This window comes from Halogeometricum sp. S1BR25-6, assembly GCF_031624495.1.
Classification (GTDB): domain Archaea; phylum Halobacteriota; class Halobacteria; order Halobacteriales; family Haloferacaceae; genus Halogeometricum; species Halogeometricum salsisoli.
On sequence record NZ_JAMQOP010000004.1, the window covers coordinates 89,527 to 110,024 of the forward strand.

Genomic DNA, 20,498 nt, shown 5'->3' on the forward strand with positions numbered 1-20,498 from the left:
GCGACGCGCTTCCGTCGACTCCTATCTCGGCGTCCCCGGACTCACCCCTCGAACGCCGACGTCGGCACCCACTCGCCCCTGCGTTCCGAACGCTCGGCGGCGAACACGACGCTCAGCGCCTCCCGCGCGTCCTTCGCCGTGACCATCGGCGGCCGACCCTCGGTGACCGCGTCGACGAAGTCGCGCATCTGCGTCGCGTGGAGACCGTCGGCCGGCGGGTCCGGGAGGTCGACCTCCGTTCGACCCACCGCAGTCTCGAAGGCGTCGACTCCCGACTCCGTGACCCGAAGGGTGCCCTCGGTACCGTTGAACTCCAGCGAGATTGGCTGTTGGGGGCGCGTCGCCGTCGTCGCGGAGACGGTTCCGACCGCGCCGTCGGCGAACCGAACCGAGAGCGCGGCCGTGTCGGGGACCTCGATGTCGTGCGAACGGGTCTCGGTCGCGCCGGCGACGCGTTCGACGCCGCCGGCGACCCACTGCAACAGGTCGATACCGTGGAGCGCCTGCGTGAACAGGACGCCCCCGTCGAGCGTCTCGCTGCCGTGCCACGACGACTCGCCGTAGTAGGATGGGTCGCGGTGCCACTTCATCCGCGCGTCGGCGGAGACGAGGCGTCCGAGTCGGCCGTCGCGGACCGCCTCGCGGGCGAACTGCATCGACGGGAGCAGGCGACGCTGGAGCACGCACGCGAGGGTGACGCCCGCTTCGCGGCACGCCGCCTCCATCTCGGCGACGCGTTCGGGCGTGACCTCCAGCGGTTTCTCGCAGAACACGTCCAGCCCCGCGGCCGCGGCGTCGACGACCACCTCCCGATGGGCGCCGTTCGGCGTGCAGACGCAGACGGCGTCGAGCGAGGCGTCCGCGAACATCTCGGCGTGGCCCCCGTACGCGGCGCAGTTGCGCGCCGACCCGAACGCCCGCGCCGTCGCGGGGGTGTGGTCGGCGCAGGCGCGGAGTTCCGCGCCCTCGACGGCCTCGATTGCGTCGGCGTGCGTCGCACCCATGCTCGCACAGCCCACGATGCCGAACCGGATGGGTGCGTCGGTCATCGGCGCACGCCTCCGGCGGGGGTCGATTCGGCGCTCGGTCTCCGCGGGACGGCGTCGTCGCTCTGTCTCGTCATCGACTCGAATCTCTGCTGGGAGGAGCATAAGCGTTCGCGGGGGAGAGATGCGGGAGAAGGCGTCCGGCGCGGTTCGGGTCGAGTCGACTCGGTTCGACTCAGGTGGACGGACCGGCGCGCGCGATGGCGAACTCGGTCAGTCCGTGCCGCTCGGCGCACGTCCGTTCCCCGTCGGCGACGGACCGCAGGCGCGCTTCGAGTTCCGCGGCGCCCGTCTCGCGGGCGTCGACGTCGATGTCGCCGGGAACGGCCGCGAGGGTGTCGGCGTCGCCCGAGAGCTTCACCACCGGGACGAGCGGGTGGCCGGCGGGCGTTCCGTGTCCGGTGACGTGGACCACGACGTGCGCGCCCGCGGCCGCGAGACCGGTCGTCGCCTCCGCGACGCGTGAGGGGGCGTCGAGCAGCGTCACGCCGCCGTTGACGTCGGCCGCCGCGCCGTACGCCGCGACGTCAACCACGGGAGCGTCGCCGAGGAAGCCGGTCGCCGCCTCGAATCCGCGTTCCGCCGCCTCGCTCCCGACGCGTGCGGCCCGCGCCGGCCGGTCGGCCGCGCCGAGCAGTCCGTCGAGGGCTTCGACGTCGGCGTCGCCGTCCCCATCGCGAAGGAGCGCCTGCGTCTCCTCGGGATGGGCGGCGAACCGCTCGTTGCCGGCGACGACGACCCGACCGCCGGCCGCCGTCACCCGCGCGACGAGTTCGCCGACGAGGGGGTAGGCGTGCGTCCGCGTCGCCGCCGAGAGGTCGTCGACGACGACGCCGACGGTGAGGTCGCCGAGCGTCGCGGCCGCGTCCGTCGCCTCCGCGGCCCGGTCGCCGAGTTCGGCGACCGCATCGGCCCCCTGTTCGACGCAGGCGTCCGTCCCGCCCGCCGCCTGAATCGCGAGTTCGCGCACCGGAACCCCGCGCTCCTCGACGGCGGCGGCGACGACGTCGCTGCGGACCGTCTCGCAGCCGAGACCGACGACGAGCGTTCCGGCGACGTTCGGGTTCCCGGCGAGGGCGACGAGCGTTCGCTCGGTCTGCTCCGCGTCGGCGCCGAGTTGTCCGCACCCGTGGTCGTGCGGGGCGGCGACCGCGCGGGGGTTTCGGGCCGCTATCTCCTCGCCGACCACGTGCGAACAGATGACCGAGGGGAGGACGAGCACGCGGTTGCGGACGCCGAGGCGACCGTCCGGCCGGCGGAACCCCTCGAAGCCGTCTCGGCATCGTTCGGGCCGCGCGGTTTCTCGGCTCATCGCTCCGCCTCCGTCGCGACGTCGCCGCGGCCCCGCGTGCTCTCGATGTTGTGGGTGTGGACCCATTCGCCGGCCGCCACGTCGCGCGTCGTCCGACCGATGACCTCGCCGTACTTGCGCACCGTCTCGCCGGACGAGAGGGAGTCGAGCGCGAAGGTGTGACCGAACGGCACGTCGTCGGCCACCGTCACCATCCGCCCCTCGCCGTCGACGTCGCGTCCGGCGGCGAGGTCTTCGAGGGCCGTCGCCACGGTGTCATCCTCGTGCAGAACGAGGGCGACGCCGTCGATGAGCGTTCCCTTCACGCGCGACGCACCTCCTCGCCGAGTTCGCTCGGTTGCACCTCGGTGATGGCGAACTCCTCCATCCGGCGGGTCTCGGCGGCGGTCCGCTTCCCGTCGGCCGCGTCGAGCACGCTCCGAAAGACGCGTTCGCCGACGGCTTCGACCGCCTCCTCACCCTCGACGACCGTTCCGGCGTTGACGTCCATGTTCGCGCTCATGCGCTCCCACGTCCGCGGATTGCCGGTCACCTTCAGGACGGGTGCGACCGGATTCCCCGTGGTGCTGCCGCGCCCGGTGGTGAAGACGATTACCTGCGCGCCGCCGGCCACCTTCCCGACGACGCTCTCCACGTCGTACCCCGGCGTGTCCATCAGGACGAGGCCGCCGCCGACGGGGAGTTGCTCGGCGTAGTCGACGATTCCGCGCACCGGCGTCGTCCCGCCCTTCGAGATGGCGCCGAGGCTCTTCTCCTCGATGGTCGTCAGTCCGCCCTCCTGGTTGCCGGGGGAGGGTTGGGCGCCCCTGAGGTCGACGCCCATCAGGTCGGCCGTCGCCTCGCGACGCTCGACGCGTTCGAGCAGGCGCTCCTTCGTCTCCGCGTCGACGCACCGCTCCGCGAGGACGTGTTCGGCGCCGATGAACTCCGGCGTCTCGCTGAACGAGGCGGTGCCGCCGGCGGCGACGAGGCGGTCGCACGCCTCGCCGACGGCAGGATTGGCCGCGATGCCCGAGGTGGCGTCGCTGCCGCCGCACTCGACGCCGACGACGAGTTCGCTCGCGTCGGCCGTCTCGCGGCGCGCCTCCGCGGCCGCCTCGTTCAGCGCCTCTGCGGTCGCCGCCCCTCGTTCGAGCGCCGGTCGCGTCCCGCCGACCGCTCGGACCGACAGCGTCTCGACCGGCTTTCCCGTCCGCGCGATGCGGTCCGCGACGTCGTCCGCGCGCACGTCCTCCGTCCCGAACTCGACGACCAGCGCCGCGCCGACGTTCGGGTTGCGGCCGACGCCGGCCAGCACCCGTTCGGTCTGGGCGCTCGCCTCCGGCGGTTGCGTCGTCCCCATCTGGTGCGGCGTCGCGCGCGCCCACGTCCCGGCCTCGTCCGCCACGCCGCGGGCGACGCTCGACGCCGCGACGGACGTCGGCAGGACGGCGACGTGATTCCGCACGCCGATTCGGCCGTTTTCGCGTCGATAGCCCGTGAACTCGGTCTCCATCGACTCGCGGTTCGGGAGCGACTCCCAAAGTCGTTTCGTCGGTCGAAGAGACGTCCGACCTCTCCGCCGTCCGCGGTCGGAACGCTCATACGACGCTCTCGCGTACCCGCGACCGATGCGAACCTACACCGTTCGACGCGTCGAGAGTGCGGTCGACGTCCCCTTGACCGGCGACGCCGACGACGCCGTCTGGCGCCGGGCCGAGGCGGCCGAACTCGACCGGTTTCAGTGGGGCGACGGCTCCGGCCCGGCGACGACGGTCCGTGCGCTCTCCGACGGCGAGGCGCTCTACCTCCAGTTCCACGCCGAGGATAGGGAGATAACCGCCGCTGTGACCGACCTGAACGGGCCGACGTTCGAGGACAGTTCCGTCGAGTTCTTCGCCTCGCCCGAACGGCGGGCGGACGGGGCGCCGACGTCGTACTTCAACTTCGAGGCGAACTGCTGCGGGACGTTCAAACTCGCGTGGCAGGAACCGGGGTGGCGCGAACGCGGCGTCGGACGGACGCTCGTCTCCCCCGCGGACGCGGCGGCCGTCGACGTGGAGACGTCCGTCCCCGGCCCGACGAAGACGGCCGACCCGGACGACGAATCTTGGTGGCTCGCCGCACGGCTTCCGCTCTCGACGCTCCGTTCGCTGACCGGCCTCCCGTTGGCGCTCGACCCGGGAACGGTCTGGCGCGGGAACTTCTACCGGAGCGGCGTTCCCGACGAGGAGAAGGGGACGTGGAACCGCATCGACCTGCCCGACCCGGCGTACCACTCTCCCGAGTTCTTCGGCCGGGTCGAGTTCGCCTGAACGGCGAACGCGAGGTGAGAACGGGGGATGGCGGGACGGCCGACAGCGGAGCGGCGGGACGGCCGACAGCGGAGCGGCGGGACGGCCGACAGCGGAGCGGCGGGACGGCCGACGGCTATTTGTCCGTCGTCACCGAACCACACGCCCGCGATGGAACGACCGTTCAGCGACGACGACAGGGACAAAGACGTCGTCACGTCAGAGGGCGACCGAGTCGGACGCGTTCGCGACGTCGACGGCGACGGCGATAGCGCGACCGTCGAAGCCGACGAGAGCCTCTCGGAGAAGCTTCTCGACAAACTCGGCTGGAGCGACGACGACGGTCCGAACGAGATTCGGCGCGACCAGGTCGACAGCAACACCGCGGACTACCTCCGACTCAAGCAGAAGTGGTGAGGTGCGGACCGGCGGGCGGCCGCCGGAGTCGCGGTTCGCGGCATCGAAACGACTTTTTCGGCGGGTGGCGAACCGAGCGCCATGGAGACACCGACTGCGCTGGTACTCGGGGAGACGACGTTCCCGTTTCACGACCTCGCGGAGATGGGCCCGCACGTCGAGTCGGCCCTCGGCGACGCGGCCGACGCGACTCGTTCGACCGACAGAGACGACCTGCTCGACCTCTCGGAGTACGACCTGGTCGTCGACTACCTGACCGACAGCGAGTTGACCGACGACCAACTGGCGGGGCTTCTCGGGTTCGTCCGCGACGGCGGCGGCTACCTCGGCCTCCACTGCGCCGCCGACCTCACGAGCGTGCACGCGGGCGGCGGCGAACTAGAACACCGCGAGGAGCCGTTCCCCGAACTCCGCGAACTCGTCGGCGGGCACTTTCTCACGCACCCCGAACAGTCGGAGTTCGGCGTCGACGTCGTCGCCGAGCACCCCGTCGTCGACGGCGTCGAGGACTTCCGGGTGTTCGACGAACCCTATCAGGTGGAGGCCGACGACGACGTGACCGTCCTCGCCCGAATGGACCACCCGGACCTCGAATCCTATCCCGTCGTCTGGGTCCGCGAGTACGGCGACGGCCGGGTCTGCTACGCCTCGCTCGGTCACACGGCGGAGGCGTTCGAGAACGAGGCGTATCGACGGCTCCTCCGAAACGCCGTCGGGTGGCTCGTCCGCGACTGAACCCCCGGCCCGAGCACCTGAGCGCTTATCCCGGTCGACCACGAACGCTGCGGGTATGGGAATACGGAAAACAGACATAACCGTGTACGTGTACGTCCTCGGGGTGCTGCTCTCGGGGATGTGGCTGGCTCAGCAGCTCGGAACGGACTGGTCGCCGCTGATACTCACCGTCGTGGCCGTCGTGGCCGCTGGATGGACGCTCTACTATCGGTTCTCGATCGGTCCTCGCATCGAGACGAACAAGCGGGATGGCGACGAACACGACGGTGAGGACGCCGGACCGTCGACCGCCGCGAAGACGCAGACCGGCGAAGACGCCTGACGGCGGCGCGCGGCGTCTACTCCTCGCGGAAGTACGGGATGATCTCCGTTTCGTAGTGGTGCATCGTCTCCTCGAAGTCACCCACGGGGATGAGGACGAGGTTGTCGACCCCGGCGTCTCGGAACGCTTCGATGCGTTCGATGGCGCGTTCGGGGCTCCCGGCGACGCAGATCTCGTCGACGGCCTCGTCGGGGATGCGCTCGGCCGCCGCGGCCAGTTGCCGTTCCTGCTCTTCGTCGAACGCCATCTGCCACATGATGGGCGTCTCCGCGGCGATGTCCTCGTACCCCATGTCTTCGAGGAGGGGCGGGCGGAGCGCGAGGTTCACTCGGTTGCGCTCGACGCCGGCCTCGCGGGCCGCCTCGCCGTCTTCGGCGACGGCCGTCGGAACCATGACTGCGCGCGAGATGTCGCCGCGGTCGCGGCCGCGCGACTCGGCGACGTCGAGCACCTTCCGCAGGTCGGCCTCGTACTGGTCGGGGGCGTACACCCACGGGAACCAGCCGTCGGCGACGGCGCCCGTCAGTCCGCGCATGCTCTCGCCGTAGCCCCCGATCCAGAGCGGCGGTCGCGGCTTCTGTACCGGTTTCAACCCCAGGTGCGCCTCGTCCAACTCGAAGTACTCTCCCGAGAAGGAGAGCGGTTCCTCGACCGTCGACGTCCAGAGGCCGTCGACGATCTTGACGCACTCCCTGAACCGCGTGTAGGGGTCCTCCCAGTCGATGTCCTCGATGGGGGCGAAGTTGAACGCCTCGCCCGCCCCGATGCCGAGGCCAGCGCGGCCGTCCGTCATCCGGTCCAGCGTCGCGGTGACGTGCGCGAGTTCCGTCGGGTGACGGCGCACGGAGTCGGAGACGCCGGGCATCAGCGTCACGTCCTCGGTTCGTTGCGCCATCGCGCCGAGCACGGAGAACGCCTCCCACGGCGGGTCGACGAGGTACTCCTCGGAGCCGGTCGGATGGAAGAGGTGGTCGGGAACCGTGACGGCGTCGAATCCGGCGTCCTCGACGCGGGCCGCCCGTTCGACGGCCCGCCCCGGGTCGCCGTAGCTCACTACCTGACAGCCGAACGCGAGTTCGCTCGCTGGTGAGGTCGACATCGGCCGTATACTCTCCGTGACGCGGTAAATAACTGGTCGTCGGGGGAAGCGAGGGCGGCGCCGTCCGGCCGCCTCGCGTCCCGCCGAGAGCGGCCGCTACCCGCGGAGCACCGACGCGTCGAGGTCGTAGGCCTCGAAGTACTCCCGCTCTCGCTCTACGAGTTCGGCGAACAGGTCGCGCGCCTCTTCTCTCGAAACGGTGACCAGCGGTTCGTTGAGGAACGCCTGGAAGGCGAGGTCGAGGTCGCCGGCGAACCCGGCCTCGATCAGCGTCTCCTGATTGGCGACGTGGCGCGCCACCATGCTCTCCACTTCGGTCGGCAGGCCGCCCGCGCAGAGCGGCGACACGTCGTCGCCCGAGAGCAGGGCGTTCGTCTCCACGACGGCGCCCTCCGGAAGGCCGTCGACCTGCCCCTCGTTGGGGTAGTTGAGGTGCGTTACGAACGGTTTCTCGCCGACGAGCGCCCGCATGATGTCGACCGCTTCCTCTCCCGATTCCCGGAACTCGAAGGCCGCGTCGCCGGCGAGGTACTGCTCCATCTCGTCGGGGCCGTCGGAGTCGTCGACGCGGGCCGAACTCGGCGTGAGGCGGATGCCGAACCGCTGCACCTCCTCGGGTTCGTCGATGCTCAGATACCAGGGGACGAACTCCGCGAGGTGGCGGTCGCCCGCCGCGCCGAGGACGCCGAAGCGGTTGTACAGGTCGAACGCGACCTCCTCGTTGTTCACCCAGTAGGATTCGCCGTCCAACGCGCCCGGTTCGCGGTCGAACAGCGGCTTCCGCCGTTCGAGTTCCTCATCGAGGTATTGAAAGAGGTCGTGGTCGCGCCACGTCGCCTCGTCCACCCACGTGAAGTGGTTGATTCCCTTCACGTTGACTCGAACCTCGTCGCGGCTCACGTCCTCGGCCTCCTCGACGTACCGCTCGGCCATCTCCGCGAACAGTTCTTGAGTCTTGAACACCTCGTGACAGAGTCCGATGGCCTTGATGTCGGGGAACTCCTCGTACAACGCCCGCGTGCAGACCGTCATCGGGTTGGTGTAGTTGATGACCCACGCGTCCGGACAGCGCTCGCGGACCGTCGCGGCTATTTCGCGGTACTGCGGAATCGCCCGCAGGGCGCGCACCGCGCCGCCGGGGCCGACGGTGTCGGCGACCGTCTGGTAGACGCCGTACTCCTGCGGCACGTCGATGTCGTGGACGAACGTCTCCTCGGGGTCGTCCTGTATCGAGCAGACGACGAAGTCGGCGCCGTCGAGGGCGTCGCCCATCTCCCGCGTCGCCTCGAACGTCCAGTCGCCGACGGCCTCCTCGCGCCGCATCACCTGGTTCGCGAGTTCGGCGTTCTGCTCCGCCATCTCGTAGTTCACGTCGTACAGCGCGACGGTTCCGGCGAGGTCGGGGCACTGCGCGAGGTCGTTGATGAGCGTGTGCGCCCACCCCCGACTCCCGCCGCCGACGTAACCGATCTTCAGATTCCGGGCCGGGCCCGACGGTGCGCGCTCTCCGCGCTCCGAGAGCTGATACATACGATAACAGGTGGCGCGACGAGCACGCAAATAACTGTCGTTCTCGGAGACCGTCCGTCCCGTTCGGAACGCCGAGCTAGGCCGGCGGTCCGTCCCACTCGTCGCCGTCGTCGCGCGGGCGGTACCCGATGCGGTTGCGGGCGCGTTCGATGTCGAACCAGCGGTTTCGGTTGTCGCTGACGCCGTGGAAGATGTCGAACTCGACGTCGTCGTCGTCGAGGCAGCATTCGACCATATGCGCGAAGTCGCGGCGCGACTGCCACATCGCCTTCATCCGGGCCGCCCAGCGCTCGTACTCCTCGCTGTCGCGCTCGATTTCCCCCTCCTCGGCCTTCTGCTCGGCATCGCCGTAGGGGTGGTCGTACTCGGCGTCGTTGACGGTGCAGATGCGGAGCGCGTAGAACCGCTTCGGGTACTCGTGGTTCTCGACGTAGTAGCGGCCGAGGTCCTCGCCGAAACTCTTCGAGGCGCCGTAGTAGGAGTCCGGACGGACGGGGTCGTCGTGCCGCAGGAGCAGGTCCGTCTCGCCGGTGTACAGTTCGGGTGCGAACTCCTCCTCGTACTCGCCCATCACGTGGTTCGTCGACCCGAAGACGAACGTCTCCACCTCGTTCTCGCGCGCGGCTTCGAGCGCGTTGTACATCCCGACGATGTTCGGTTCGAAGACGTCCGCCCACGACCCCTCGGCGCTCGGATACGCCGCGAGGTGGACGAGCGCGTCGTGCCCCGCGGCCGTCTCGGCCAGTTTCTCGCGGTCCGTGACGTTCCCGACCACCGTCTCGTAGCCGCCGTACGGATGGTCGTCGGGGCGGTCCGAGCGGTTGTAGTAGGTGAAATCGTACTCCGGTCGGTCGTGCAGGTGGTCAATGAGCGCGGTGCCGCAGCGTCCGTACACCCCGGTCAAGAGGACGTCCATATCGACTACCCGCGGACCAGCGGTAAAACGATTCCGTCTGTTTCGAGCGACCGCGGCGACGCGCGCACGTCTCGCGCGCGCCTCCGGCGGCCGCGGCTCACCCCGTCAGAACCGTCACGGGACCGTCGAAGTTGAGCACGAGGCGCTGGGCGGTGTCGCCGAACAGCGCCTTCCCTGTGGGCGAGCGCTGCCGCCCGGCGACGTAAACGTGGTCGCACCCGCGTTCGCCGGCGACGCGGACCACCTCGTCCGCCAACTCGTCCTCCTCGGCGACGACGCTGACGACGTCGTACTCGACGGTGCCGTCGAGGCCCGCGAACGCCTCGTCGGCGGCCTCCTCGGCGAACCGGTCGGCGACTTCTCGGGCCGAATCGGAGTTGAGCGGGGTGTTGGCCGCCTCGCTCATCGCCTGCAGCGTCTCGGCGTTCTCGGCTATCTCCTCCTCCGTGATGCGCGTGAGCAGGACGAGCGGAGTGCCCGTTCCGGCGGCTATCTGCCCGGCCTCGGCGAGGAGGCGTTCGTGCGAGTCCGTACTATCGACTACGACTAGCGACGACTGCATACCGGTGACACGATACTTCCACCCATAAAACTATCCCGCCGGACGGGGCGAACGGCGCTCGTCACCCGTCGTTCTTCCTCTCAGGACGCTTCTCAGCGGTCGGCGCGGTAGCGTTCGACGGCGTCCTCGTCGACGTCGATACCCAATCCCGGTTCCTGCGGGACGGCCACCTCGCCGCCCGTCGGGTCGAACGGGGTCTCCAGAATCTCCTCCCGGAGCGGGTTCTCGCTCCGGTCGAACTCGACCATCATCGGTTCGGGCACGTTCCGCGTGTGGGGGTACTCCGAGACGCTCGCGGCGAACTGCACCGCCGCCGCCAGTCCGACCGCGCTGTTCCAGACGTGCGGGCGGACGGCGACGTTCTCCGTCGTCGCCAGGTCCGCGATTCGGCTCGCCTCGGTGAGGCCGCCGCAGCGACCGAGGTTCGGTTGGACGACGTCGACGGTCCGGTCGTCGACGAGGCGTTTGAACTCGAAGCGGCCGTAGTGCGCCTCGCCGGCCGCGAGGGGAACGTCGACGCGACTCTTCACCTCGCGGTAGCCCGAGAGGTTCTCCGGCGGGACCGGTTCCTCCATCCACGTCACGTCGAACTCTTCGATGGCTTTGGCGGTCCGAATCGCCTGCCGCGGTCGGTAGTTGCCGTTGATGTCGACCATCAGGCGCGCGTCGTCGCCGAGCACCTTCCGGGCGGTCCGCACCCGTTCGACGTCGGAGTCGGTGCCGGCTCCGATTTTGATTTTCGCCGCGGAGAACCCCTCCTCGACCGCCTCGTGCATCGGTTCGGCGATGTCGCGGTCCTCCTCGGTGAAGTACATCGTCGAGGCATAGGCGTCGAGCGTCTCGCGGGACTGTCCGCCGAGGAGTCGATGTATCGATTTTCCGGTGGCTTTCCCGACGAGGTCCCACAGTGCCACGTCGATGCCGCTCAGCGCGCTCTGGACGAAGACGCTCCCGCCGAAGTGGTAGGGGTCGGTGAACGATTCGTCGGCGAGACGCCGCACGTCGAAGGGGTCCATGCCGACGACGGCGTCGCGAAAGAACTCGTCGACGACGGGCGCGACGACGCTCCCCGGTGCGAACGCCTCCCCCCACCCGGTCTCGCCCTCGTCGGTCTCGACCCGGAGGAGCGTCGTCGCCCGGTCGTGCCCGAACCCCCGCGCGTCTCCGAGTCCCCGCCCCTCGGCGAGCCTGTGCGATATCGGAATCACCTCGACGTCCGTGACCTGCATGACCGATACACCGCGGAGCGCTCCAATATAGCTTCCGCCGAGCGATTCGTCGGTATCGCGTCGCGGGATTCCGCGGACCGCGTTCGGGTCGGCGCTTCCGGACCGTCTTCGGCCCGTGCGCAACTTCCGACACGGCCGTGCGTACCTAACATTTATTTGCCGAGGTTCTGAACGGATGGTCGCCGCCCACCATGTCATACGATAGACGTACGTTCATGCGAACGATCGGTGCAGGGAGTATCGGGAGCGCGTCCCTCCTCGCGAGCGGGACAGCCACGGCGGACCGCTCCGAGCGCGGTGATTCGGCCGCCGGGTCGTACTTCGACCCCGACGACGGGTTCGCCAACGCAGCGTCGTGGCTCGACGACGACACGCCCGTGTACGCGGTCACCGAACCAACCCGCGAGGCGTTCGAGGCCGCCGTCAACCGGAGCGGACCGCGGGTCGTCGTGTTCGAGACCAGCGGCACCATCGACCTGGGCGCGGAACGACTCACCGTCGACGAAGACGAACTCTACCTCGCTGGGCAGACCGCGCCGTCACCGGGAATAACGCTCATCCGGGGCGGTCTCTGGGTCGACGCCGACGACTGCCTGCTCAGGCACGTTCGGGTACGCCCGGGTGACGCCGGACAGGACGATGGGTGGATTCCCGACGGCGTGCGGACGGCCGACGGGACGGAAAACAACGTCGTCGACCACTGTTCGATCACCTGGGCGGTCGACGAGAACGGCTCACCGGGGTACGACTCGCGGCGGACGACGTACTCGAACTGCATCATGGCGGAGGGGTTAGCCGACGCCACGCACCCGAAGGGGACTCACTCCTACGGGTCGCTCGTCGGCGACGGCTCCGAGAAAGTCGCGCTGTACGGCAACATCTGGGCCCACAACATCGGCCGCAACCCGCGATTGAAAGCCGAGACGCGGAGCGCGGTCGTGAACAACGTGATGTACCACTACGACGAGGCGGTCAACCTCGACGACTCGACGGTGGCGAGCCTCGTCGGCAACTCCTTCCTCCGGGTCGACGAAGGGGATTACAACGTCGAAGGCGGCGGGGAGGTGTACGGCGAGAACAACACTACCGACCCGGAGACGCCGATGTACGGCCCCGACGTGACGCTCCTCGACGACACGCCGCTGTGGCCCGACGGGCTCTCGCCGCTCTCGGCGGCCGACGCGGAGCGACACGCCCTCGCGTACGCGGGGGCGCGTCCCGCCGACCGGACGTATCACGACCGGCGTGTCGTCAGCGACGTCCGAAACTTCGACGGCGAGTTCATCGATAGCCAGTCTGCGGTCGGCGGCTACCCGGACCTCGCCGAGAACAGTCGGGACCTGCACGTTCCGAACGGCGGCCTGCGCCGCTGGCTCGAATCGCACGCGATTCGCGTCGAACAGGGCGGCGCTCGTTCGCACTGATTCGGTCGACGGCGGCGAATCGACGGCGGCGTCGGAGCGTCCGTCGCCCCGGCTATTCTCTCGTCACTCGTCGTCGTAGCGGAATTCGGTCCACGGACCCTCCTCGAACGGGTACTCCTCCAGGACGTCGAAGTCCACCTCGAATCCGAGTCCGGGGTCGTCCGAGAGCGTCAGCACGCCGTCCTCGACGTCCGGCGCGCCCTCGACGATGTCGAACGCGAGGTCGAACGGGTACATGCCGGGGTCGTCTCCCGACCCGACGTCGAGCACCGGGTCGTCCTCGAAGACGGGGTATTCGAGGAGCGACACGTCGGGCGCGGCGGCGACGAGGTGCGCGTTGGCGAGGAGGCCGACCCACGTCCCGAAGTTGTGCGGGACGAACTCCACGTCGCGACCGGCGCAGTACTCGACGGCGTCGCGGCACCCGGTGTAGCCGCAGTGGTGGCGCACGTCCCCCTGTAGGAAGTCGACCGCGCCCGTCTCGCCGAGTTCGACCAACCCCTCGGGCGTCGGTTCGCTCTCCCCGCCGGCCAGCGGTGTCCCCGTCTCCGCGAGGTCGACGTACCCCGCGCGGTCGTCCGGCGCGACGGGTTCTTCCACCCAGTAACAGTCCCGGTCGCCGGCGAACGCGACGAGGTCCTGGACCGTCTCGCGGTCGTAGCCGTCGCGCACCTTCCACCACGTGTGCACGTCGAGCATCACTTCCATCTCGCCGGCCGCCTCGGAGACGAGTTCGACGGTCCGGCGGTCCCCGTCGGGGCCGATTCCCGGCCGGTACTTGTAGCCGAAGAAGCCGAGGTCGCGGATGGTCGCCGCCTGTTCGGCGTACGCCTCCGGTTCCATGTACATTCCGGCGCTGGCGTACAGCGGCATCTCCCGGGTCGGGTCCGTCCCGTACTCGTCGGCGAGAAGTTCGTATATCGGCGCGCCCACCTCCTTCCCGCGGAGGTCGTAGAGCGCCACGTCGACGGCCGAACGCGCCTCGTACCGCAGGTTGTCGGGGAGGTTCGTCGCCCGGAGCAGGTCGTGCGCGTCCGACACCTCCTCGACGGTCTCGCCTTCGAGGGCGTCCGCGACGGCGCCGTCGACCACGTCCGCGAAGGTGCCCTGCGAGTCGCCCTCGAAGTACTCCCGCATCGCGGAACTGCTCGCGCCGGCCGTCGCGGCGCCGTACCGCCCGTCGCTCGATTCGACGACGACGAGGACCACGTCGCGCTTGCGCAGTCGGCGCACGCCGCCGTGGAACGGTCGGTCCTGCGGCGGGTCGATGGGCGAGGAGAGAGCGTATCCGCTGACGTTCGTGATTCGCATACTTCCACTGAACCGTCCACCACGATAAAACTCCGTCACTCGCGGCCCGGCCGTCCTCGGGTCGGGCCGTCCGCTCCCCTCGGAGGCGACGGTGCCGGCGCCGCCCGACTACTCGAAGACGTCGTCGGCGAAGGGGTACAGGTCCGAGAGCGCGACGCGTTCGTTCCGGCGACCGGACTCGTAGGCGGCCATCGTCACGAGCACCGCCTTGAGTCCGTCGCGGGCGGTGGCTGGCGGTTCCTCGCCCGTCTCGATGGCGTCGAGGAACGCGGTGCCCTTGCTCAGCCGTCGGTCGTAGCCTCGATACGGGTGGTGTTCGGTGCCGTCGCCGTCAATGACGTACCCCGTCCGGTCGTCCCACTCGTGGCCTTCGAGGTACACCGCGCCCTCTTCGTCCCAGACGTGGACGTGCTCGCGGGTCCGGGCGACGACGCCCGTGTCGGAGACGTTCACCACCGTATCTTCGGCGGTCTCGACGATGATGGAGGACTGTCGGTCGAACACTTCCTCGTCGTCGTGAAAGTCGACGTAGGCGTTAACGTGCGTCGGCGTGAGGTCGGTCGTCCAGAGAATGGCGTCTATCACGTGCGTCCCCACGTTCAGGAGGTGACCGCCGCCGCTCAGGTCGGGGTCCATCCGCCAGTCGGACATCTCCTCGTAGTAGGAGCGCCAGTCGTGCGTTATCTCGCCGGTGACGAACCGCGGCGTCCGCTTCCCGAGCGCCCACTCCTCGCGGGCCTCCCGGTAGGCGGGGTTGAAGTGACGCTGGTAGCCGACCATCACGACCCGGTCGGAGGACTCCGCCCGTTCCGTGATTTCGTAGGCGTCCTCGACGTCGGTCGCGAGCGGTTTCTCGCAGAGGACGTGCAGGTCCCGGTCGAGGGCGGCGGAGGTCTGCTCGTAGTGGAGGCCGTTGGGCGTCGCGACGGCCACGGCGTCCAGCGGTTCCGCGTCGAGCATCTCCTCGTAGGACTCGTATCTGGCGGTCTCGGGCACGTCCAGTTCCTCTCCGGCGTCTTCGAGTCCGTCCGGGTCGACGTCCGAGACGGCGACGAGTTCCGAGCGCGGGAGTTCGACGAACTGGCGACCGAGTCGGCGGCCGAGGCTCCCGAGTCCGACGAGTCCGACGGCGAGGGGGAACGGGTCGGTCTGTCGTTCCATGATGACGGCTACGTATACAGAAATCCACGGGATAACTGTTTTGCCGGGCGCTCCGACGACTCTCCTCGGAGTTCCGTCCGACCCGTTCGTCCGAAGATTTTATGCTGGAGCACCTGTAGTCTCGGGTATGCCACTTTCCGAGAGCGGTGTGCGCGAGCACCTGCGTGGCGTCGCTGCCGGTCTCCTCACTCCGTTCGACGACGAACTCGTCATCGAGCACGAGAAGATAGAGGAGAACGCGAATACGCTCTACGACGCGGGGATACGAACGTTCCTCGCGGCGGCGAACATCAGCGAGTACCACTCGCTGTCGCAGACGGAGCGAATCGCGGTGACGGAGACGGCGGTCGACGCCCTCCCGTCGGACGCCTGCATCCTCGCGGGCGTCGGCGGGAGCACGTCCGACGCACAGGAACTCGTCCGAGCGTACGACCGAGTCGGCGCCGACGCGATGATGATCATGCCCCCGGACCACTCCTACATCCACGAACGGGGTCTCATCCGGTACTACGAGAAACTCGACGCCGAGTCGGAGGCGCCGTTGGTCCCCTACGTGAAGGGGTTCGACCCGTCCGTCGGCTACCTCCGCGACCTTGCGGGCGTCGACGGCGTCGTCGGCGTGAAGTACGCCATCGAGGACGCGGTCAAACTCGGCGCGGCGGCCAGTTCCACCCCCGAAGACGTCGTGTGGGTCGACGGACTCGCCGAACCGTTCGCCGTCTCGTTCTGGAACGAGGGTATCGAGGGATTCTCCGCGGGCGTTAGCAACTTCCGCCCCGAGGTCGGACTCGAACTGTTCGACGCCCTTACCGATGGGGACTGGGACCGCGCGCGCCGCATCCGTAACATCTGTCTCCCCTATCAGGACTTCCGCGACGAGTCGGGCGAGGACAACACCCTGCAGGGGGCGATAAGCATCTCGGCGGTCAAGAAAGGACTCGAACTCGCCGGCATGCACGGCGGCCCGGTCAGAGAACCGATTCAACCGCTCTCGCCCACCGACGAACGCCGCGCCGAAGAACTGTACGCGCAACTCGACGACGACATCGCGCGCATCCTCGACTGAGGGCGACCCGACTGCGACCGACCGCGAGAACGGGACCGACCGACGGCGAGGAGACCGGCCTCGCTAACGTAGACGCGTTCGGCCGACGAGGTCCGCGAGACGCTTCTTCACGACTGTCCGAACGCGAGAGACCCGAACGACCCGAATATTCATGACCGAGGCCGCGTCTGTGAGCACATGCGCGAATTCGAGGCGACCACCGAGTCGGCCCATCCGCCGACGTGGGCGCGCCGGCAGCGAGCGTTGTTCGACGTGACGGCCGACGCCGTCGACCGGTTCGTCGAGGACTACACCGGACCGGACGGGGACCCGTTCTGGCCGCCCGCGGACCACGTGGGCATCGACGGTTTCGACGACGTGGTCGAGGGGGTCTGCAACTGGCCGTTACTGTACGCGATGGGCGGCGACGAACGACTCCTCGACCACGCCCGGCGTGTGTACGAGTCGGCGCTCGAACGCGGCGCGGCGACGGAGACGCCGTTCGGTCACCCGATGGTCGTCGACGAGTTCGAGCAGTGCCGCGACTGGTTTCACCTCGGGGAGGGCAACCGCTACATCTACAACATGGGGCTGGCCGCTCCGGACGACGAGACGGTCAGAGCGCGCGCGACGCGGTTCGCCGACCTCTACCTCGGGGACGCGGCGGTCGACAACTACGACGCCGAGAAGCGACTGGTTCGCGGCCCGATGAACGGGAGCATGGGGCCGGAGTACTGCGACTTCGCCGCGTACGAACACCATCCGTACGGCGCGGACTACCGCTGGGCGCGGCACGGCCTCCCGTGGCGCGACCTGGAGTTCGACGAGGCCGCGGACCTCCTCGACCCGGCGAACGAGGAGCGACTGTTCGAGGTGCTGAACGAGCGGTGTGCGACGGGCGACATCCCGCTCAACCTCGCCATCACGAGTCTGATGACGAACGCCTACCTCCACACGGGCGACGACGAATACCGGGAGTGGGTCACCGACTACCTCGACGCGTGGCGCGAGCGGACGGCGGCGAACGGCGGAATCGTCCCCGACAACGTCGGGCGGTCCGGCGAGATAGGCGAGTGCACCGACGGCTCGTGGTACGGGGGGTACTACGGTTGGTCGTGGGGCGGGTGGCACTACGTCGGTATCGGCCCCACCGTCGCCGCGGAGAACGCCGTCCTCTTAGAGGGCGACGAGGAGTATCTGGAGTTCCCCCGCTCGCAGTTGGACCGCCTCGTCGAGAACGGCATCGAGGTGTCCGAAGACGACGTGCACAGTACGCTTCACATCCCGCACAAGTACGGCGGGGAAGGCGACTACCACTACGACGCCTCGGGCGTTCTCACCGAAGACGACGGCGAGGTGCTCTGGAAGGACGGCTGGTACGAGTTCAAGCCCCACCAGGACGACCCGTACGCCGTCCACCTCTGGTCCGTCTCGATGGACGAAGCGGACAGAGAGCGGATTCGTCGGCTTCGCGACTGGGGGAAGCAGGATTGGAGGCGGGTCGACCCCCGCGCGAAGACGAAGCACGGCGACGGCCACGAGTACGCGTGGCTCGCGTACCTCGACGGGGAGTTCCCGGACTATCCCGAGCGCGTTCTCGACGCGACGCGCGAGCACGTCAGAGAGCGGTTGCGCCTGTTCGACGCCGAAGGGAACGAACCGACGACCGTCGACGAGGACTACCTCCGGGACCGAAACCCCGCCTTCCACGCGGCGCTGCTGCAACTCACGATGGGCGCGCCGCAACCGGTGTACTACGGCGGTCTCCTGATGGCGCAGGTGCGTCACTTCGACGCCCGCAGAGAGCGCCCGGGACTCCCCGAGGGCGTCGCAGCGCTCGTGGAGTCGGTGTCGGACGACGGCATCGAACTGACGCTGGTCAACGTCGGCGCCGAGTCGGAGGAGGCGATCGTGCAGGCGGGCGCGTACGGCGAGCACCGATTCGACGCCGTGGAGACGAACGGGGACGCGAACGGCGACGAGGCGGGGGACGCCCGAGAGAGGGACGAACCCGGCGAGGCGAACGCGGTACGGGTTCACCTGCCGGCCGGTAGTCGACTCTCGATGACGGCGGAAGTCGAGCGCTTCGCGAACGACCCGAGCTACGAGTTCCCGTGGGCGGAGTGAGAGCGCCCTAGGAGAACTTGGTGTTGAGTTCGATGACGTTCGCCGCGCGGCAGACGTGTTCGGAGAGTTCGCCGTGGAGACGCTCCTCCGTGAACCGGCTCGTGGGACCGGAGATGCTGATGGCGCCGAGCACCGACTGCCCGTCCTTCACCGGCGCGGCGACGCAGCGGAGTCCCTGGATGTTCTCCTCGTCGTCGATGCCGTACCCGCGTTCGAGCGTGGCCTCCAACTCCGCGTACAGTTCCTCGGGGTTCGAGAGCGTGTTCGGCGTGTGCTGTTCGAAGCTGGACTGCTCGATTATCTCGGCCTGTCGCTCCTCGGGGAGGTGCGCGAGGATGGTCTTGCCGAGCGACGTGGAGTACATGGGCTGGTGGGTTCCGACGCGGGAGGCCGTCTCGACTGCCCTGGAGCCCCTCGCTTTGCAGAGGTACGAGACGCGCCCGTACTCCTCGATGCCGAAGTGGGCTATCTCGCCCGTCTCCGCGGCCAGTTCGTCGACCTCCTTTTCGATGACGTCGTAGTTACCGACCTGGTCGCGGACGTGCTTGGCCATGTCGAGGATGCGGAGACTCAGGCGGTAGCCGTCCTCCTCGGACACCAGTATCTCCTCGTCGACCAGCGTCTTCAGGTGGCTGTGCACCGTGCTCTTCGAGTGGCCGAGTTCCTCGGAGATATCGGTCAGCGTCCGCTTGTTCTCGTCCTGCAGAAGGTCGACGATGGAGAACGCTATCTTTACGCCCCGAATCCGCCGCCCCGTTTCCTCCGCCGGTGTGCTCATAGTGCACACACTGGAACGCACCGGCTTAAATCTGTTCCCGTCCCGGGAACGAGGTTCGTGCTAGCAAACGGCGCATCCCTCCCGGAGTCGAACGCCTACGCCGCCCCGGCGGTCCGGTCGGCCTCAGACGTGACAGGAATCGGTACGCTGTCCCCCGACAAATCGGTTCCCCCTGTGGGAATTTTTTCCGGCGCTCGCGAAGACTCGAACAGGAGAATCCATCGGAAGACGGTTCGGAACGGCTGTCCGTTACTGATATAGTTCTGTAACGGAAACTCGCCGTCGTATCAGACGGTGGTCATCGGTAATCGAGTGAAGTCGTAGAGAGAACTTCTCTGTCTCTCTCGGCACCGCACACGCGGGGAACGGACCCGGTTCCCGCATCGAGAACGCGCGCCGGTCGTCGGTCGTTCGGGAGAGAGGACGGGGCGACGGCAGCGTTTATGTCGGTCCGAGGTGACTACTCCGTATGTCGATTCGAGTCACCGTCTGGAACGAGAACGTTCACGAGCGGGAGGAACCCGACGTGGCCGACCGGTACCCGAACGGAATCCACGGCGCCGTCGCCGAACACCTCGACGCGGAGGGGTACGACGCGGGGACGGCGACGCTCGGCGACCCCGAACACGGATTGGACGAAGAGACCCTCGCCGACACCGACGTGCTTGTCTGGTGGTCCCACTGCGCCAACGACGAAGTGCGCGACGACGTCGCGGACCGCGTCGTGGACCGCGTCCACGAGGGGATGGGGTTCGTCCCCCTCCACTCGGGGAAGAACTCCAAGCCGTTCACGCGACTGATGGGGACGACCTGCAACATCAAGTACCGCCACGGCGGCGAACGCGAACGCGTGTGGGTCGTCGACCCCGGTCATCCTATCGCGGACGGCCTGGACGAGCAGTTCGTCATCCCGGAGACGGAGACGTACGGCGAACCGTACGACATTCCGGAACCCGACCGGACCGTCCTCGTCTCGTGGTTCGAGGGGGGCGAGGTGTTCCGTTCGGGGGTCTGCTACCGTCGCGGACGCGGCCGCATCTTCGCGTTCCGACCGGGGCACGAGGAGTACCCCATCTTCCACCAGGCGGAGGTCAAGCGGGTGATAGCCAACGCCGTCGAGTGGGCCGCCCCGAATGAAGGCGCCTCGGCCCGATGGGGGGAGACCGACCCCCTCGAAGCGGTCGACGAGTGAGCGCAGACACGTCCGCGCG

The 20,498-nt window shown here is 68.7% G+C and carries 20 protein-coding genes; 8 read left to right on the top strand and 12 right to left on the bottom strand.

The window, feature by feature from the left end; all coding sequences use genetic code 11:
* Positions 1–41: 41 nt before the first annotated feature.
* The 4 genes from NDI76_RS17815 to NDI76_RS17830 all read right to left on the bottom strand — a co-directional run bounded on the left by NDI76_RS17815 (position 42) and on the right by NDI76_RS17830 (position 3,853).
* Positions 42–1,049, bottom strand: coding sequence for a Gfo/Idh/MocA family protein (locus NDI76_RS17815; RefSeq protein WP_310925503.1), 1,008 nt, complete (start codon positions 1,047–1,049; stop codon positions 42–44).
* Positions 1,050–1,221: 172 nt separating this feature from the next.
* The gene (locus tag NDI76_RS17820) at positions 1,222–2,358 is read right to left on the bottom strand and encodes a UxaA family hydrolase (RefSeq protein ID WP_310925504.1); all 1,137 of its coding nucleotides are present in this window, start codon (positions 2,356–2,358) and stop codon (positions 1,222–1,224) included.
* Complete coding sequence (locus NDI76_RS17825) at positions 2,355–2,663, bottom strand: UxaA family hydrolase (protein ID WP_310925505.1); 309 nt, start codon at positions 2,661–2,663, stop codon at positions 2,355–2,357. The genes NDI76_RS17820 and NDI76_RS17825 overlap by 4 nt, the downstream gene beginning before the upstream one ends.
* Positions 2,660–3,853 (bottom strand): UxaA family hydrolase, encoded by a 1,194-nt coding sequence (locus NDI76_RS17830; RefSeq protein WP_310925506.1) that lies wholly within the window; start codon positions 3,851–3,853, stop codon positions 2,660–2,662. Before NDI76_RS17830 ends, NDI76_RS17825 begins: the two co-directional genes overlap by 4 nt.
* 115 nt (positions 3,854–3,968) lie before the next feature.
* Here NDI76_RS17830 and NDI76_RS17835 point away from each other — a divergent pair, with 115 nt between their 5' ends.
* From NDI76_RS17835 to NDI76_RS17850, 4 genes are all read left to right on the top strand, one after another.
* Positions 3,969–4,652 carry a carbohydrate-binding family 9-like protein gene (locus tag NDI76_RS17835; protein ID WP_310925507.1) on the top strand — a complete coding sequence of 228 codons (684 nt, stop codon included), beginning with the start codon at positions 3,969–3,971 and terminating at the stop codon, positions 4,650–4,652.
* Positions 4,653–4,802: 150 nt separating this feature from the next.
* Entirely contained in the window at positions 4,803–5,048 is a 246-nt protein-coding gene (locus tag NDI76_RS17840; protein WP_310925508.1) for a hypothetical protein, read from the top strand.
* A gap of 81 nt (positions 5,049–5,129) precedes the next feature.
* Positions 5,130–5,783, top strand: coding sequence for a ThuA domain-containing protein (locus NDI76_RS17845; protein ID WP_310925509.1), 654 nt, complete (start codon positions 5,130–5,132; stop codon positions 5,781–5,783).
* Between the two features lie 55 nt (positions 5,784–5,838).
* Positions 5,839–6,105, top strand: coding sequence for a DUF8074 family membrane protein (locus NDI76_RS17850; protein ID WP_310925510.1), 267 nt, complete (start codon positions 5,839–5,841; stop codon positions 6,103–6,105).
* A 16-nt stretch (positions 6,106–6,121) separates the two neighbouring features.
* Here NDI76_RS17850 and NDI76_RS17855 read toward each other — a convergent pair whose 3' ends face one another.
* From NDI76_RS17855 to NDI76_RS17875, 5 genes are all read right to left on the bottom strand, one after another.
* Positions 6,122–7,204: an LLM class flavin-dependent oxidoreductase gene (locus NDI76_RS17855; RefSeq protein ID WP_310925511.1), complete on the bottom strand. Its 1,083-nt coding sequence runs from the start codon at positions 7,202–7,204 to the stop codon at positions 6,122–6,124.
* A 96-nt stretch (positions 7,205–7,300) separates the two neighbouring features.
* A complete protein-coding gene (locus NDI76_RS17860; RefSeq protein WP_310925512.1) occupies positions 7,301–8,734 on the bottom strand; it encodes a family 4 glycosyl hydrolase in 1,434 nt (477 codons plus the stop codon).
* A 76-nt stretch (positions 8,735–8,810) separates the two neighbouring features.
* Positions 8,811–9,650 carry an NAD-dependent epimerase/dehydratase family protein gene (locus NDI76_RS17865; RefSeq protein ID WP_310925513.1) on the bottom strand — a complete coding sequence of 280 codons (840 nt, stop codon included), beginning with the start codon at positions 9,648–9,650 and terminating at the stop codon, positions 8,811–8,813.
* 97 nt (positions 9,651–9,747) lie between these two features.
* Positions 9,748–10,212 (bottom strand): universal stress protein, encoded by a 465-nt coding sequence (locus tag NDI76_RS17870; protein WP_310925514.1) that lies wholly within the window; start codon positions 10,210–10,212, stop codon positions 9,748–9,750.
* 92 nt (positions 10,213–10,304) lie between these two features.
* Positions 10,305–11,441, bottom strand: a complete 1,137-nt coding sequence (locus tag NDI76_RS17875) for a mandelate racemase/muconate lactonizing enzyme family protein (protein ID WP_310925515.1) — start codon at positions 11,439–11,441, stop codon at positions 10,305–10,307.
* A gap of 215 nt (positions 11,442–11,656) precedes the next feature.
* On the opposite strand from NDI76_RS17875, the gene NDI76_RS17880 reads away from it, so the two are divergent.
* Positions 11,657–12,865: a hypothetical protein gene (locus NDI76_RS17880; protein WP_310925516.1), complete on the top strand. Its 1,209-nt coding sequence runs from the start codon at positions 11,657–11,659 to the stop codon at positions 12,863–12,865.
* A 63-nt stretch (positions 12,866–12,928) separates the two neighbouring features.
* Here the strand turns inward: NDI76_RS17880 and NDI76_RS17885 are convergent, their stop codons facing one another.
* Positions 12,929–14,176 (bottom strand): mandelate racemase/muconate lactonizing enzyme family protein, encoded by a 1,248-nt coding sequence (locus tag NDI76_RS17885; protein WP_310925517.1) that lies wholly within the window; start codon positions 14,174–14,176, stop codon positions 12,929–12,931.
* A 108-nt stretch (positions 14,177–14,284) separates the two neighbouring features.
* Positions 14,285–15,337, bottom strand: a complete 1,053-nt coding sequence (locus NDI76_RS17890; protein ID WP_310925518.1) for a Gfo/Idh/MocA family protein — start codon at positions 15,335–15,337, stop codon at positions 14,285–14,287.
* Between the two features lie 127 nt (positions 15,338–15,464).
* On the opposite strand from NDI76_RS17890, the gene NDI76_RS17895 reads away from it, so the two are divergent.
* Both NDI76_RS17895 and NDI76_RS17900 read left to right on the top strand, forming a co-directional pair.
* A complete protein-coding gene (locus NDI76_RS17895) occupies positions 15,465–16,403 on the top strand; it encodes a dihydrodipicolinate synthase family protein (protein ID WP_310925520.1) in 939 nt (312 codons plus the stop codon).
* Between the two features lie 177 nt (positions 16,404–16,580).
* A complete protein-coding gene (locus NDI76_RS17900; RefSeq protein ID WP_310925521.1) occupies positions 16,581–18,509 on the top strand; it encodes a DUF8034 domain-containing protein in 1,929 nt (642 codons plus the stop codon).
* A 7-nt stretch (positions 18,510–18,516) separates the two neighbouring features.
* Here NDI76_RS17900 and NDI76_RS17905 read toward each other — a convergent pair whose 3' ends face one another.
* Positions 18,517–19,287, bottom strand: a complete 771-nt coding sequence (locus NDI76_RS17905) for an IclR family transcriptional regulator (protein WP_310925522.1) — start codon at positions 19,285–19,287, stop codon at positions 18,517–18,519.
* 469 nt (positions 19,288–19,756) lie between these two features.
* Between NDI76_RS17905 and NDI76_RS17910 the strand changes: the two genes are divergently transcribed.
* Positions 19,757–20,479 carry a ThuA domain-containing protein gene (locus tag NDI76_RS17910; RefSeq protein ID WP_310925523.1) on the top strand — a complete coding sequence of 241 codons (723 nt, stop codon included), beginning with the start codon at positions 19,757–19,759 and terminating at the stop codon, positions 20,477–20,479.
* Positions 20,480–20,498: the final 19 nt, after the last annotated feature.

Excerpts from the sequence above, each read along its gene's own strand:
- NDI76_RS17845 (WP_310925509.1), top strand. The coding sequence starts at position 5,130 with ATGGAGACACCGACTGCGCTGGTACTCGGGGAGACGACGTTCCCGTTT.
- NDI76_RS17820 (WP_310925504.1), bottom strand. The coding sequence starts at position 2,358 with ATGAGCCGAGAAACCGCGCGGCCCGAACGATGCCGAGACGGCTTCGAG.
- NDI76_RS17890 (WP_310925518.1), bottom strand. The coding sequence starts at position 15,337 with ATGGAACGACAGACCGACCCGTTCCCCCTCGCCGTCGGACTCGTCGGA.
- NDI76_RS17865 (WP_310925513.1), bottom strand. The coding sequence starts at position 9,650 with ATGGACGTCCTCTTGACCGGGGTGTACGGACGCTGCGGCACCGCGCTC.
- NDI76_RS17905 (WP_310925522.1), bottom strand. The coding sequence starts at position 19,287 with ATGAGCACACCGGCGGAGGAAACGGGGCGGCGGATTCGGGGCGTAAAG.
- NDI76_RS17830 (WP_310925506.1), bottom strand. The coding sequence starts at position 3,853 with ATGGAGACCGAGTTCACGGGCTATCGACGCGAAAACGGCCGAATCGGC.
- NDI76_RS17815 (WP_310925503.1), bottom strand. The coding sequence starts at position 1,049 with ATGACCGACGCACCCATCCGGTTCGGCATCGTGGGCTGTGCGAGCATG.
- NDI76_RS17850 (WP_310925510.1), top strand. The coding sequence starts at position 5,839 with ATGGGAATACGGAAAACAGACATAACCGTGTACGTGTACGTCCTCGGG.
- NDI76_RS17910 (WP_310925523.1), top strand. The coding sequence starts at position 19,757 with ATGTCGATTCGAGTCACCGTCTGGAACGAGAACGTTCACGAGCGGGAG.
- NDI76_RS17855 (WP_310925511.1), bottom strand. The coding sequence starts at position 7,204 with ATGTCGACCTCACCAGCGAGCGAACTCGCGTTCGGCTGTCAGGTAGTG.
- NDI76_RS17900 (WP_310925521.1), top strand. The coding sequence starts at position 16,581 with ATGCGCGAATTCGAGGCGACCACCGAGTCGGCCCATCCGCCGACGTGG.
- NDI76_RS17840 (WP_310925508.1), top strand. The coding sequence starts at position 4,803 with ATGGAACGACCGTTCAGCGACGACGACAGGGACAAAGACGTCGTCACG.
- NDI76_RS17875 (WP_310925515.1), bottom strand. The coding sequence starts at position 11,441 with ATGCAGGTCACGGACGTCGAGGTGATTCCGATATCGCACAGGCTCGCC.
- NDI76_RS17835 (WP_310925507.1), top strand. The coding sequence starts at position 3,969 with ATGCGAACCTACACCGTTCGACGCGTCGAGAGTGCGGTCGACGTCCCC.
- NDI76_RS17895 (WP_310925520.1), top strand. The coding sequence starts at position 15,465 with ATGCCACTTTCCGAGAGCGGTGTGCGCGAGCACCTGCGTGGCGTCGCT.
- NDI76_RS17870 (WP_310925514.1), bottom strand. The coding sequence starts at position 10,212 with ATGCAGTCGTCGCTAGTCGTAGTCGATAGTACGGACTCGCACGAACGC.
- NDI76_RS17860 (WP_310925512.1), bottom strand. The coding sequence starts at position 8,734 with ATGTATCAGCTCTCGGAGCGCGGAGAGCGCGCACCGTCGGGCCCGGCC.
- NDI76_RS17885 (WP_310925517.1), bottom strand. The coding sequence starts at position 14,176 with ATGCGAATCACGAACGTCAGCGGATACGCTCTCTCCTCGCCCATCGAC.
- NDI76_RS17880 (WP_310925516.1), top strand. The coding sequence starts at position 11,657 with ATGCGAACGATCGGTGCAGGGAGTATCGGGAGCGCGTCCCTCCTCGCG.